12 protein-coding genes are annotated in these 12488 nt (G+C 71.1%); 7 read left to right on the forward strand and 5 right to left on the reverse strand.

Annotated features, from left to right (window positions below; all coding sequences use genetic code 11):
- Positions 1 to 32: 32 nt before the first annotated feature.
- From ACMGFI_RS15540 to ACMGFI_RS15555, 4 genes are all read left to right on the forward strand, one after another.
- On the forward strand, positions 33 to 1004 hold the full coding sequence (locus tag ACMGFI_RS15540; protein ID WP_436910737.1) for an alkaline phosphatase family protein: 972 nt from the start codon (positions 33 to 35) through the stop codon (positions 1002 to 1004).
- Positions 1004 to 2521 (forward strand): sulfatase, encoded by a 1518-nt coding sequence (locus ACMGFI_RS15545; RefSeq protein WP_436910738.1) that lies wholly within the window; start codon positions 1004 to 1006, stop codon positions 2519 to 2521. The genes ACMGFI_RS15540 and ACMGFI_RS15545 overlap by 1 nt, the downstream gene beginning before the upstream one ends.
- A 48-nt stretch (positions 2522 to 2569) precedes the next feature.
- The gene (locus ACMGFI_RS15550; RefSeq protein WP_436910740.1) at positions 2570 to 3295 is read left to right on the forward strand and encodes a DUF2334 domain-containing protein; all 726 of its coding nucleotides are present in this window, start codon (positions 2570 to 2572) and stop codon (positions 3293 to 3295) included.
- Between the two features lie 114 nt (positions 3296 to 3409).
- Positions 3410 to 4549, forward strand: a complete 1140-nt coding sequence (locus tag ACMGFI_RS15555; RefSeq protein WP_436910741.1) for a glycosyltransferase family 4 protein — start codon at positions 3410 to 3412, stop codon at positions 4547 to 4549.
- A 33-nt stretch (positions 4550 to 4582) separates the two neighbouring features.
- Here ACMGFI_RS15555 and ACMGFI_RS15560 read toward each other — a convergent pair whose 3' ends face one another.
- From ACMGFI_RS15560 to ACMGFI_RS15570, 3 genes are all read right to left on the reverse strand, one after another.
- Positions 4583 to 5929, reverse strand: coding sequence for an arylsulfotransferase family protein (locus tag ACMGFI_RS15560; RefSeq protein WP_436910742.1), 1347 nt, complete (start codon positions 5927 to 5929; stop codon positions 4583 to 4585).
- A 227-nt stretch (positions 5930 to 6156) separates the two neighbouring features.
- The gene (locus ACMGFI_RS15565; RefSeq protein ID WP_436910743.1) at positions 6157 to 7017 is read right to left on the reverse strand and encodes a hypothetical protein; all 861 of its coding nucleotides are present in this window, start codon (positions 7015 to 7017) and stop codon (positions 6157 to 6159) included.
- A gap of 96 nt (positions 7018 to 7113) precedes the next feature.
- Complete coding sequence (locus tag ACMGFI_RS15570; RefSeq protein ID WP_436910744.1) at positions 7114 to 7974, reverse strand: TrmB family transcriptional regulator; 861 nt, start codon at positions 7972 to 7974, stop codon at positions 7114 to 7116.
- Positions 7975 to 8063: 89 nt separating this feature from the next.
- Here ACMGFI_RS15570 and ACMGFI_RS15575 point away from each other — a divergent pair, with 89 nt between their 5' ends.
- Both ACMGFI_RS15575 and aglJ read left to right on the forward strand, forming a co-directional pair.
- Positions 8064 to 8255, forward strand: a complete 192-nt coding sequence (locus ACMGFI_RS15575; protein ID WP_436910745.1) for a DUF8595 family protein — start codon at positions 8064 to 8066, stop codon at positions 8253 to 8255.
- Between the two features lie 96 nt (positions 8256 to 8351).
- Positions 8352 to 9425: an S-layer glycoprotein N-glycosyltransferase AglJ gene (gene aglJ / locus ACMGFI_RS15580; protein WP_436910746.1), complete on the forward strand. Its 1074-nt coding sequence runs from the start codon at positions 8352 to 8354 to the stop codon at positions 9423 to 9425.
- Between the two features lie 40 nt (positions 9426 to 9465).
- Here the strand turns inward: aglJ and ACMGFI_RS15585 are convergent, their stop codons facing one another.
- Entirely contained in the window at positions 9466 to 9795 is a 330-nt protein-coding gene (locus ACMGFI_RS15585; protein ID WP_436910747.1) for a DUF5789 family protein, read from the reverse strand.
- A 169-nt stretch (positions 9796 to 9964) separates the two neighbouring features.
- Between ACMGFI_RS15585 and ACMGFI_RS15590 the strand changes: the two genes are divergently transcribed.
- Entirely contained in the window at positions 9965 to 11665 is a 1701-nt protein-coding gene (locus ACMGFI_RS15590) for a rhomboid family intramembrane serine protease (protein ID WP_436910748.1), read from the forward strand.
- 72 nt (positions 11666 to 11737) lie between these two features.
- On the opposite strand, the gene ACMGFI_RS15595 is transcribed toward ACMGFI_RS15590, so the two are convergent.
- A complete protein-coding gene (locus ACMGFI_RS15595; protein WP_436910750.1) occupies positions 11738 to 12412 on the reverse strand; it encodes an METTL5 family protein in 675 nt (224 codons plus the stop codon).
- Positions 12413 to 12488: the final 76 nt, after the last annotated feature.

Genomic DNA, 12488 nt, shown 5'->3' on the forward strand with positions numbered 1-12488 from the left:
ATTAATCTCCCGGCTGACTCCGTGCCGGTAAGATGGTCCTCGTCGTGTTCGGCATCGACGCGCTCGACCCCGAGCTCGTCGACCCGGACGCACATCCGAACCTCGCGCTGGAGGCCCACCGGTCGATCGACACCATCGTCAGCTCGGCCGGCGAGCCCAGCACCCACGAGCTGTGGCCGACGATCATCACGGGGCTGGAACCGGCCGAGCACGGCCTCACGCTCGAAGACGACGGCATCGCCTGGGAGAACCCGCTGCTCTCGGCGGGCAGCCGCGCCGCCGACTACCTGCTGCCCGACGCTCTCCAGACGCGGATCGGCGCCTGGCTGCTGACCAACACGGACGCCGACGCGTTCCGGACGCCCGCAGCCTACTACGAGGACAACGGCATCTCGACGGTCTTCGACGGCCGCGAGGCGACGGCCATCGGCGTCCCGAACTACGTCGTCGACCCCGACACCGAGGACCGCGAGCACAGCCTCCGGCGGCACATGGGCGAGCTGTTCGAGCGGGACCCGGAGGCGACCGGGGGCCACACCTCCGCGGACCCGTACGCCTTCTACGAGCAGTGCCTGGAGATGGCGATGGTCCGGACCGCGCGGGTCCGCCGTGGCCTGCGCGGCGGCCGCTACGAGCTCGTGTTCGGCTACACGAGCGGGCTGGACCTCGTGGGGCACGTCACCTACGACCTGCCGGACCTCCAGCGGCGCGCCTACGACGAACTCGACGAGTTCGTCGGCGAGCTCCGGGCGGACCTCGGCGAGGGCGACGACCTCCTGCTGGTCAGCGACCATGGCCTGCAGGACGGCGTCCACACCGAGGAGGCGATGATCGCGGGGACAGACCCGGAGATCGTCGAGTCCATCGAGAGCGTCCTCGACGTGCGCGGGGCGGTCGAGGCGGCGCTGGACCGGACGGACCACGCCGGCGACGTGGAGCGGGGCGACTTCGCCGCCGGCGGCGACGACGTGAAAGAACAGCTCGAAGACCTGGGGTACATGTGATGAGCAAACCGAACGTCCTCTTCCTGGTGCTCGACGCGGTCAGGACCGACCACTGCTCGACGTACGGCTACGAGCGCGAGACGACGCCGACGATGACGGCGCTGGCCGACGAGGGCGTCAAGTACGACAACGCCTTCGCGCCGTCGATCTGGACGCCGACCACCCACGGCGCGGTCTTCACGGGCCGCTACCCCTCCCACACCGGGATCTACGGCAACGCGCTGGGCATCCCCGACGACCTGGAGACGCTGCCGGAGGCGCTCGGGCGGGAGGGCTACCGGACGTTCGCAGCGAGCGCGGGGGCGCACATCCGCGCCGACCGCGGGTACGCCCGCGGGGTGGACGACTACGTCGAGACTCGCCGTATCTCGCCGGACGCCGGGTTCGTCCGGAAGGTCGCGACCGACCGCTCGTTCGCCAAGCAGGTCGGCTTCTCCCTGACGCGGGGCCCCGACGACAAGACCCGCTACAAGTACGACCGCCTGCGGCGGTTCGTCGACGACGCCGTCGACGACGGCGACCCCTTCTTCGGGTTCATCAACGCCAAGACCACCCACAGCCCGTTCAACCCGCCGCGACCGTACAAGGGGATGTTCCTGGACGGGTTCGACCGGCCGCGCTGGGAGTTCCTCGAACGCGCCATTGGCGCGACCGGTCGAGAGCCGCAGGATCTGTCGGGCCACGACATCGAGAAGCTCCGCGAGGTCTCCCGCGACGCCGGCGACAACGTCCTGACCGGCAACGTCGAGATGACCGAGGCCGAGTGGGACGTGATCCGCTCGTGGTACGACGGGGCGATCAGGTACCTGGACGACCTTATCGGCGAGTTCGTCGCCTTCCTGAAGGAGCGCGGCGCCTACGAGGACACGTTGCTGATCCTGACCGCCGACCACGGCGACAACTTCGGCGACCACGGCCTCGCCGCACACATCTTCTCGCTGTACGACACCCTGCTGCACGTCCCGCTCGTGATCAAGCCGCCGGCGTCGGCCGAGGGTAGCGGCGGGGACAGGGAGGGGGACGGAACCGCCACCGACGGCCCGCCCGCCGGCCGGACCGTCGACAACCAGGTGTCGCTGGTCGACCTGCACCCGACGATGCTGGAGGCGGCCGGTGCGCCGGCGCCCGACTACGAGCTGAGCGAGAGCCTCTACGACTTCGCGGACCGCCGGTACCACGACCACACGTTCGCGGAGTACGCGGGCTTCGACGGCCCGGTCCGGCGGCTCCAGCGGAAGTACCCGGACTTCGACGCGAGCGGGTACGCCCGCTCGCTCCAGGCGGTGCGCGACGACGAGCACAAGCTCATCGTCACCGAGGACGGCGACCGCGAACTGTACGCCTGGCGCGAGGACCGCTACGAGCGCGAGGACCTGCTCGACGAACGGCCCGACGTGGCCGACGAGCTGGAGGGAGTGCTCCGCGAGACGCTCGACCCGCTGGACAGCCCGGGGACGTTCCGGACGCCGGACGACCCCGAGCTGGAGGACCAGCTCGAAGACCTGGGGTACATCTGAGATGGCCGGGCCGACCGCACCGTCCGCGGTACTCCGCGGCGAGTAATCATGTGGCCGGGCGTCACCCGCGCGTCGCTGATCTGTCTCCGCTTCGACGACTACCATCAGGACTGCGACGTCGAGACGTGGGTCGACACGCTCTCGCGCTACGACGAGCGCGGCCTCCGGGGGCTGGTCGCCGTCGTCCCGAAGTTCGAGGGCGAGCGGCTGTCGGCCGACGCGGTCGAGTTCCTCCACGAGCTACGGGCGAACGGCTGGGAACTCGCCCAGCACGGGTACACGCACGAAAACGTCGGAGAGGGGCGGGGCGGAGCGCTCTACAGCGAGCAGAGCGAGTTCGCGGGCCTCGACCGGGCCGAACAGGCCCGGCGGATCGGCGCCGGGCGGGACGTGCTCGGATCCCACGGGATCGAACCGACGACGTTCGTGCCGCCGTGGCACGAGTACGACCGAACGACCGTTCGCGCGCTCGCTGACGCGGGGTTCGACTGTCTCAACGAGGGGCGGTGGCCCGTGCCGCGGACCGTCGAGGGGGTGACGCTCGTCCCGACGCACGTCCCCGCGGTGACGCCCGCGATGGTCGGCGCCGGCGTCGTGACGCTCGTCGGCCACCCCCATCTGGAGGACGACCCGATGGCCAACGCCGACCTCGTCGCCGGCCGCGAGGACCGGATCCGCACGCCGGCGGAGGTCACCGAGTGGTGGCGCGAGCAGTCGACGCTCGGCCGGACCGTCGACGCGTTCGAACCGCTCTATTCGCTGTACTCCCACTGATCGGGGGGTCGGTGGAGCCGTCCGAGACCGGACGGCCGCGCGGCGAGACGAACCGCCGTCGGTCAGTCGCGCGGAACGGGGACCCTTAAACCCCGGCCCTCGCTACGGGGCGGTATGCGAGTCGCGTACGTGACGCCGTACTACAACGGGGCCTGCGACGGCCGGTTCGGGCGGTTCCACGACTGGGTCCACTGGGGCCGCGACCGGGGGGCGCCCTTCGAGTTCGACGTGTACCCGTTCACCGTGAGCAACCCGGACGGGACGCTGGCGGTCACGCCGCGCCGGCGGCTCGGCGACGCCGAGTCGCTGTGGGGGACGAGAGCCAACAAGGCGGAGTTCCTGCTCAACGCCCGGCGGATCCGCCGGGCGCTACGGGCGAACGCCTACGACCTCGTCCACGTGCTCGTGATGGACACCATCGTCTACCCGACGACGCTGTCGGCGGTCGGCGACGCCCCGGTCGTCGTCGGCCCGGCCATCGCCGGCTGGTCGCCCGTCCGCGACGTGCCCTACTGGGAGGAGAGCGTCGCCGACCGGGTCGGCAACTGGTCGCGGTTCCTGCTGAAGTCCGTCAAGAGCGCCGTCGGACCCTACGACCACGCCGTCGCCTTCAGCGACCACCACCGCGACATCATGGCGTCGTTCGGGATGGACCGCGACCGGATCTCCGTCCTCGAACCGGGCGTCGACGCGCGGTTCTCGCCCGACGACCGCGAGGGGCCCGCCTCGCCGCCCGAACTGCTCTACGTCGGCGACTTCTCCGGGCACAAGGGCTACCCCCACTTCCTCCGCGCGCTCGCCCAACTCGACCGGCCGTTCGAGGCCCGCGTCGTCGGCGCCGGCGACCCCGACGAGGACCGCATCGCCGACCTCGGCCTCGACGACGCGGTGACCGTCGAGGGGTTCGTCCCGCGGGGGGAACTGAACGAGGTGTACCGGGGCGCGGACCTGGTCGTGATCCCGACGGTCGACGAGACGGCGGGCACGAACGTCCAGTTCGAGGCGCTCGCCACCGGCAAGCCCGTCGTCGTGACGGACAAACCGGGCGTCAGCGAGTTCGCGCCGCCGGACGCCTCGGTCACCTTCGCGCCCCGGACGGTCCCGCAACTGGTCGACGCGCTGGAGCGCGCGCTGGACGACCTCGACGGGCTGACGGCCGCCGCGCGGCGGCGCGCGCCCGAGTTCGGGGCGGACAGACCGCTGGAACAGCTCCACGGCATCTACGAACGCGTCCTCGCGGACCACGACGGTTGAGAACCGGCGTTCGCCGGCACCGGCCCGCCGCTCTCAGCCCTTCCTGCCCGCGTCGACGGCGACGTACCACCGCGACCAGTAGAGTTCGAGCGCGGCCCAGACGGCCAGGACGAGCAGGGCGCCGACGAGGCTCAGGAAGATCTGGGCGTTCATCCACACGGGCATGACGAACAGCAGTCCGTTGACGACCAGACTCGGGAGCAGGCCCTTGAAGAAGCCGACGACCCCCTCGAAGAGCCCGGTCCTGTTCCGTTCTCTGGGCTCGTCGGCGGCGGCCGACCCGGCGTCCCCGCGCGAGTCGAGACCGAGGGCCTGCGCGCTGTGGCCGCCGGTGCTCTCGGGGCCGGTCCCGAGGCGTTCGACCTCGTAGGGGGTGTCGACCTGGACCTCCCAGACGATCTCGCCCCGCTGGTTCAGCTCGAAGATGCGGTTGCCGTTGGAGTCGGCGACGAGGGTGTTGCCGTCGGGCAGCCGGTCGGCGTCGCGGGGCCACTGCATCTGCGCGTCCGCCCAGTGCCAGGTGCGCTCCCACGAGCCGTTCGTCCGCTGGTACTCGACCAGCCGGTTGTTCTCCGAGTCGGAGACGACGACCGCCGGGCCGCCCCGCTCGGCCGGGATGAAGTCGGGGTTGTGCTGCTCGTAGAGGACCGAGTGGTTCCCGTCGGCGCCGAGCGTCCAGTCCTCGATCACGCCGCCCGAGCGGTTGAGGAAGGCGACCTGGTCCTGGTTGCGGAGGCTGACCATGTAGCGGCCCTCGCCCACGCGCTCCACGTCGTTGAGGTGGGTCCAGTCGCTCATCTGCCCGCCCGAGCGGACCGAGTAGTCGGTCTCGGCGTCCCACCGCCAGGTGGTGATCCCGCTCGTGACGTTCATGACGAACACGCTGTCGCCGGCGATGTCCGCGATCAGGAAGCGGTGCTCGTCGAGCCGGTCGGCGTCGTGCCAGATGGACCAGCCGGGGACGATCCGCTCGTGGAGCTGGGTGAGCTCGCCCGTCGTCAGGTTCACCCGCTCGATGACGATGCGGCTACAGGGGTCGATGCCGGAGGCGGGACAGCCCTTGCGGCCGAGCTCCGACCCCGCGACGTACTCGACGGTCGCGTCGCCCCCGGGAGCGGGGTCCACGTCGAAGTACTTCTTGTAGGTGTCGTTGTAGTAGGCGAGCCGCCCGTCCGGCGTGAACGCCATGATCTTCCCGGGCGCGCTCTCCCGGGGCGAGGTCGTCACGACCGTCATGTTGTCCCGGTCGTCGACGATCTCGTCGCGCTCGTCCATCGGGAGCTGTGCCTGCTCGCGCAGTTCGGACTTCGTGACGCCGTCCGACGCCTGCACGTAGCCCGCGACCGCGGAGACGGCGAGCGCGAGCACCAGCACGCCCATCGCAGTTCTGATCGCTGTGCGTCTACCGAGTCTATCCAGTATCGAAGCGAGCGTAGTCATTGGTGGAGGGGCTGACGGCGGGTTCCGTCGTCACGCCCGACTGTTTCGCCAGGTATGGTTAAAATATTTCCATGTAGAGGAGCGTTCGCGCCGGTCGATGCCCGACGGCCGGCGGGGTCCGGGAGTCGGTCCCGGGGGTCCGGTTCGCGGACCGCCGTGGCGGTCGGTCAGACGTAGCCGAGCGCGGAGAGCTTCTCCTCGACGCTCTCGGCGCCGCCCTCGGCGGGGGCCCGCTGTTCGAACCGCTCGTAGGGCACCTTGACCAGCGGGTCGACGTGACAGCGGTTGGGGTGGCCGCAGAACCCGAAGTCCCGGAGGCGGCCGAACGTCTCGCCGTGGTCGGCGGTGACGACGACCGTCAGCTCGCGGTCGACCCAGCGGCCGACCCAGTCGGCGACCTCCGCCCAGGTGCTGGCGACGGAGGCCTCGTAGGCCCGGCGCGCGCGGTCGAGGTCGATGTGTCCGCGGGCCATCGCGACCTGCGGGGACATCCGGCCCTCCTGCTCGCCGACGTTGGGGTTGCGGTCCCACACGTCGGTGTCGGGGAAGGCGGGCAGCCACGTGTCCGCGACCTTCGCGACGTAGGGGGCGTGGGGCGGGAGGAGGTGGGCGACGACCGGCCGCTTGCCGTCGGCCAGCAGGTCGTCCGCTTTCGAGAGCGTCGGCTCGGGCAGGACCGTCCCCAGCCGGGCGTTCCAGTCGGTCTCCCAGACCGCGTGCAGTTCGGCCTCGCCGAGGTCTCGCCCGTCGTACTGGGCGTTGGCGCTGACGACGTAGGTGTCCTCGAGGACGCGGGTCCGCTCGGCGATGTCGAGCCACTGCGGCGTGGCGCTGCCCGGCGAGTAGGCGTGGTCGATCGGCCAGTCGGCCACGTCGTCCAGCGTGTCCCACCGGCAGGCGTCGAGGACCAGCGCCACGTCCCACTCCTCGTCGAGGAGTCGCTGGTGCTGGGTCCCGCGGTCGAGTCGACCCGTGACCTGCTGGACGAGCCACTTCCGCGCGCGGTACCCCAGCGGTTCGACTGTCATCACGCCGGTGTTGGCAAACGGGGGGGTTAAAGAATTCGATGCGCCGAGTGGGACAAGAGGCTACGGTCCGCTCCCCGCGACCGACACCCGGACCGCTCAGTCGTCGGGCGGCGAGCCGACGCTCTCGTGGTCCCAGATGAGGTCGAAGTATCGCTTCAGCCCGGCGACGAACGCGCCGTTGTCGGTGATCGCGGCCTGGCGCATGTGGTTGGGCACGTCCTCCTCCTCGACGAGGAGGATGGCCGACCCCGTCTCGTAGTCGGGGCTCGGGTCCGCGACGTGACCCCGGAACGGGAGCTTGCCGGTCGAGAAGCGGATCTCGACGTCGGGGTACTCCTCGCGGATCCGCTCGACGATCCCCCGCTGGATGGCGGGCTCGTCGCGCGGGTCCGTCGAGAGGAACTCGGGGACGAGCATCAGGACGGATACGTCGACGCCCCGCTCCAGGGCGTCGGCGAAGGCCGGCTCGACCGAGTCGAAGTACTCGAAGCTCTTGGTGACGACGTGGACCTCGTCGGCGGCCTCGTGGTAGAGCCGCCGGGTCTCGCGCTCGCTGGGTTCGCCCACGTCGACGACGTGGAACAGCTCCTCGGTCGGGGTCACGTCCTCGCTCGCCCGCTCGTAGCGGGGCCGGAACTCCGCGAGGAAGTCCTCGCGCAGGTCCTCGATCGCGGCGGCGAACGCCTCGAAGTCCTGGCGGTGGTTCTCGACGGCGCGGTCGAGGATGGCCTCCGGGGGCTTGGGCTGGTACTCCTTCGGCCGGCCCGGGATCACTTCGACGAACCCCCGGTCCGACAGCGAGTCGAGGACGCCGTAGATCCGCGCCTTCGGGATGTCCGTCGCCTCGGCGAGGTTCGGCGCCGTCGTCTTCCCGAGCGAGAGCAGTTCCCGCAGCGCCGTCTCCTCGTACTCGGTCAGCCCCAGCCGGTCGAAGACCGCGCTCGCCTCGCCGCTCATGTCACCGCCACCTTCGCCGCCCGTCTTTAAAGTGTCCCCGAAAGGTACTTACCACTCGCCGTCGTGAGTTACTCACAAGCTGAGTAACTATGGTCGAGCTCGACAACGCGGACGGCGACGCGGCCGACGGTGTCACTGACGAGGACGCGGTCGACGAGAGGTCGGCCGACGGGGACGGCCAGGCGGAGGCCCGGGCCGACGCCCACCTCGACGACGTGGCCGACGGCTGTGGCTGCACCGAGATCTGGGAGCACCTGAGCGAGGAGCGGGCCGACGACTGAGCGGCGACCCGTCCGCAGAGTCGACGGCGCCCGGATCGGTCCCCGCCGGCCGGCCAACGGGGAACCTTTTTCTCCCGGAGCGTCAAAGCGGGGACGATGGATTACGACGACGTCTGCGTGCTGGTCCCCACGCTGAACGAGTCCGAGACGATCGGGCCGGTCGTCGAGTCGTTCGCCGCCGAGGGGTTCGACGACATCCTCGTGATCGACGGCGGGTCGACCGACGGCACGCAGTCGATCGCCGAGGAGAAGGGCGCGCGCGTCGTCCAGCAGCGCGGCTCGAAGGGGAAGGGCCAGGCGCTGCAGGAGGGGTTCGAGCTGACCGACGCCCCGGTCGTGCTCATGCTCGACGGCGACCAGACCTACCGGGCCGAGGACGCCGCGGCGATGCTCGAACCGATCTTCGAGGGGCGGGCCGACCACGTCATCGGCGACCGCTTCGCGGACATGGAGGAGGGGGCGATGACGCGGCTCAACCAGTTCGGCAACGGCGTCATCAACCGCGCGTTCTCGGTCATCCACGGCCGGGACTACCAGGACATCCTCAGCGGCTACCGGGCGCTGACCCGCGAGACCGTCGACCGCATCTCGCTGACGGAGGACCACTTCGGCATCGAGACGGAGATGGCCGTCGAGTGCGTCAAGCACAACGTCCGCACGGAGGTCGTCCCGATCCGATACTGCGCCCGCCCCGACGACTCGGAGACGAACCTCCGGCCGTTCCGCGACGGCGCCGACATCATCCTGACGCTGTACAAGATGGCCAAGACGAACAACCCCCTCTTCTACTTCGGCAGCGTCGGCACCGTCAGCCTGTTCGTCGGCCTCGTCCTCGGCGCATACGTCGCCTACGAGTGGGTCACCGTCCCGAAGACCTCCCACGAGGTGATCGCCTTCCTCGGCGGGCTGGCGATCATCTTCGGCGTCCAGCTGCTGATGTTCGGCGTCCTCTCGGACATGATCCTCACCGTCAACCGCGAGCAGACCCGCCAGCTCGAGGACCTCACCGAGCGGCTGAGCGAGGAGTCGACCCGCGGCGCCGCTCGCGTGAGCGGGTCCGCTGACGCGGGCGCCGGCGACCCGGCAGCGGTCCGCGACGGCGAGAACCGGGACGACGGGGTCGAATCCCCGTCGGAGCAGGGCGCGTCGGCGCCCGAGCGGCGCGGCTGACCGGCGGGGCGAGCCGGCGCGGCGGACCGGCGGGACCGACTCAGAAGGGAACGAGCCCGCGCAGTTGCTTGACGAGGCTCGTCGAGGCGGCCTGGCGCTTGCGCTCGAAGACCGGGTGGAGCGCGTTGAGCAGGTCGTCCTCGGAGTCGAACGACTCGCGGTCCGTCTCGTCGAGCGCCTCGGCGAGGGGCATCTCGTTGCCGGCCGCGTCGTACGGGACCGTCGCGTCCCCGAACTGGTCGCGCACCTCCTCGGCCGTCGCGGGGAAGGTCAGGCCCGCGTCGGCCAGTCGCGCGTCGAGCGCCGCGATCCCGAACTCGACGACGTCCGGTTCCTCGTCCACGTCGTTCGACGGTGGCCGAACTCCCATTACCCGACACATCGGCACCGACCCCCGAAAATCCTGCGGCTCGAACCCTCCCGCGAGCGGCGCCGCCGGGAACTGTCCCCCCTCGCGACTCCCGCCGACGCGCCCGACCGCACGACGGGACGCCGGCCCCGCCACCAAGGATAACTAACCGGCCCCCTATGTGGCGGGTATGCTGCAGTCGTCGCCCGCGCCCGCCGCCGAGGTGGTCGAGACCGTCCGCGCGCTCGCCCCCTGGCAACAGCTGTTCCTCCTCCTCGCCGTCGCCGTCTCGCTCGGCGTCCTCCGGTCGCTGGTCCCGGGCGAGCGCTGGAGCGACCGCCTGCGCGCCCGGTTCGTCCTCGGCGTCCCCTGGGGGACGCTGCTGACGGTCCTCGGCGTCCTGCTGGTCTACTGGGTCGTCCAGGGCGGGTGGGAACACCCCAACAGCCCGCTCGTGATCCCCTTCCGGTCGTGGTCGTACTTCTACCCCCTCGGGGTGTTCACCGCGGGCTTCGCGCACAACGGCGTCGGCCACATCACCGGCAACCTGGTCGGTACGGTCGTGTTCGCGCCGCTCGTCGAGTACTACCTCGGCCACTACCCGACCGAGCGGGGCTCGGAGTCGTTCGCCTCGCTCCGGACGAACCCCTTCGTCCGCCTGCTGGCCGTCCCAGCCGGCTCCGTCGCCCTGGGTATCTTCACCGGGTTCTTCTCGATGGGGCCGGTCATCGGCTTCTCCGGCGTCCTCTACGCGTACATCGGCTTCGCGATGGTGACGCGGCCGCTGCTGGCGGTGCTCGTACTGATCGCCGAGCGCGTCGTCGACCTGCTGTACCGGAGCCTGCGCAACCCCTACATCACCCGCGAGCCCGGCCCGGGCTTCTTCTCGCCGTGGTGGGCCGACATCGCGATCCAGGGCCACGCGATCGGCATCTTCGCCGGCGCGCTGGCGGGGATCGCCGTCCTCGCCGTCCGCGACGACTACCCGAACCCGCTGTACCTGTGGTTCGCGGCGCTGATCTTCGGCATCCGGCAGTCGCTGTGGGCGATCTACGCGCCCGTCGGGGCGAACCGCTTCGCGCTGTACCGGGCGGTCGGCGTCGGCGTCGTCTTCCTCGGCGCCGCGCTGATCGCGACCGCCGCCTCGGCGTCGAACCGGTCGCTGCTCCCGCGGCTGGAGGGGCGGACGGTCGACCTGCCCCGGCCCGACGCGCCGGTGGCCGTCGTCGCGGTCGGGCTGGTCGTGCTCGCGTCGTTCGCGGTGCCCTTCGGGTTCGCGACGGTCTCCGGGGAGCTACCGGCCGACGCCGCGACCGTCGAGGTCCGCGACTACACCGTCACGTACGTCGAGAACGAGCCCAACCAGTACGTCTCGCTGGTCAACGAGTACCTCTACGGCGACAGCGCGACCATCCGCTCCAGCGGCGTGGTCGTCCTCAGCGAACAGCGCCGGGTCTGGATCGAGGCCGTCTCGAAGAGCCGGCTGGCGTTCCAGGGCGGCGGGGCCGTCCGCGTCGGCGGACTGGGCTGGCGAGAGACGGTCTACGCCGGCCGCGAGGGCTGGTCGCTGGTCGGCAACGGCTCGGTGTACAAGGTGACGCTCCGCGAGCAGGGCGAGCGGGCGCGGCTGGCGTACGCGACCGACCCGCGCCGCGCGCGGCCGGTGATCGACGGCCGCAACGTCTCCATCGCGCCCGTCGAGGGCGGGTTCGAGGCGGTCGTCTCGACGAACGGCACCGTCCTCGGGCGGGCGCCGGTCCCCGACCGGTCGAACGCGACGACCGTCGGCGGGCTCCGGCTCAACCGGACCGGTCGCGACCTCGTCGCGACCAGCAACCGCACGAGAGTGCAGGTCGCCAGCAAGTCCGTCCCGCGGGCCCGGCAGAACTGAGCGGCCGGCTATGTCGGTCCCGCCGGTAGGCCCCGTCTGTCCCGCCGGTGGGCCAGGTCGGCCCCGCGGCGGTCACTCCGAGTCGGCGCCGGTGTCGTCAGGGTCCTCGGCGCCGCCGTCGCCGTCGTCCCAGGCGATCCGGAACACTTCCACGTCGACGGTCTGCGAGTCGGCCTCGTGGAAGTCGAACTGGCGGGGGAGGTCGAGTTCGGCGGCGAAGGCGTGGGTGACGCGGCCGCCGTTGTCGGCGGCGAACGACTCGACGAACGACTCGCTGCCGGCGTTGTGGACCGAGTAGGACACCTCGCTCATCGCGGCGGCCGTCGCGAGGAAGCCCCGGTCGGCGTGTTCGTTGCCCGACTGGGCGCCGAACGGCGGGTTCATCACGACCGTCGTGGGGCCGTCCGGACACAGGGGGACCGCGGTCGCGTCGCCGCGCACCCACTCGACGTCCGCGGCGGCCGCGACGCGGCGCTCGTTGGCCCGCGCCGTCGCCAGTGGGCCGGGGTCGAGGTCGACGCCGACGACCCGCTCGGGTCCCCGGAGGACGGCGCCGAGCGCGAGCATCCCCGTCCCGGTGCCCAGGTCGATCACCGTCCGGTTCTCGACGTCGCCCTGGAGGTCCGCCGTGTGGATCAGGTGGGCCGCCACGTCCGGCGGCGTCCGGTACTGTTCGAGGTCGACCTGCGGGTCCTCGAACCCCGCGACGACCCCCAGCTGCTGGGCCAGCCGCGTCTTCGTGCTCACGCTCTCACCCCGCGGTTCCCGGACTCGCCCGCGCGTCGCGCCTGGTCGGTCATCCGTCGTCAATATCTCCCGCGTA

Origin of the sequence: Halosimplex marinum (assembly GCF_051414075.1) — an archaeon.
GTDB lineage: Archaea > Halobacteriota > Halobacteria > Halobacteriales > Haloarculaceae > Halosimplex > Halosimplex marinum.

Bases quoted from the DNA above. Each gene is read 5' to 3' on its own strand.
- ACMGFI_RS15550 (WP_436910740.1), top strand. From the start codon at position 2,570: ATGTGGCCGGGCGTCACCCGCGCGTCGCTGATCTGTCTCCGCTTCGAC.
- ACMGFI_RS15590 (WP_436910748.1), top strand. From the start codon at position 9,965: ATGCTGCAGTCGTCGCCCGCGCCCGCCGCCGAGGTGGTCGAGACCGTC.
- ACMGFI_RS15570 (WP_436910744.1), bottom strand. From the start codon at position 7,974: ATGAGCGGCGAGGCGAGCGCGGTCTTCGACCGGCTGGGGCTGACCGAG.
- ACMGFI_RS15545 (WP_436910738.1), top strand. From the start codon at position 1,004: ATGAGCAAACCGAACGTCCTCTTCCTGGTGCTCGACGCGGTCAGGACC.
- ACMGFI_RS15555 (WP_436910741.1), top strand. From the start codon at position 3,410: ATGCGAGTCGCGTACGTGACGCCGTACTACAACGGGGCCTGCGACGGC.
- ACMGFI_RS15560 (WP_436910742.1), bottom strand. From the start codon at position 5,929: ATGGGCGTGCTGGTGCTCGCGCTCGCCGTCTCCGCGGTCGCGGGCTAC.
- ACMGFI_RS15585 (WP_436910747.1), bottom strand. From the start codon at position 9,795: ATGGGAGTTCGGCCACCGTCGAACGACGTGGACGAGGAACCGGACGTC.
- ACMGFI_RS15575 (WP_436910745.1), top strand. From the start codon at position 8,064: ATGGTCGAGCTCGACAACGCGGACGGCGACGCGGCCGACGGTGTCACT.
- aglJ (WP_436910746.1), top strand. From the start codon at position 8,352: ATGGATTACGACGACGTCTGCGTGCTGGTCCCCACGCTGAACGAGTCC.
- ACMGFI_RS15540 (WP_436910737.1), top strand. From the start codon at position 33: ATGGTCCTCGTCGTGTTCGGCATCGACGCGCTCGACCCCGAGCTCGTC.
- ACMGFI_RS15565 (WP_436910743.1), bottom strand. From the start codon at position 7,017: ATGACAGTCGAACCGCTGGGGTACCGCGCGCGGAAGTGGCTCGTCCAG.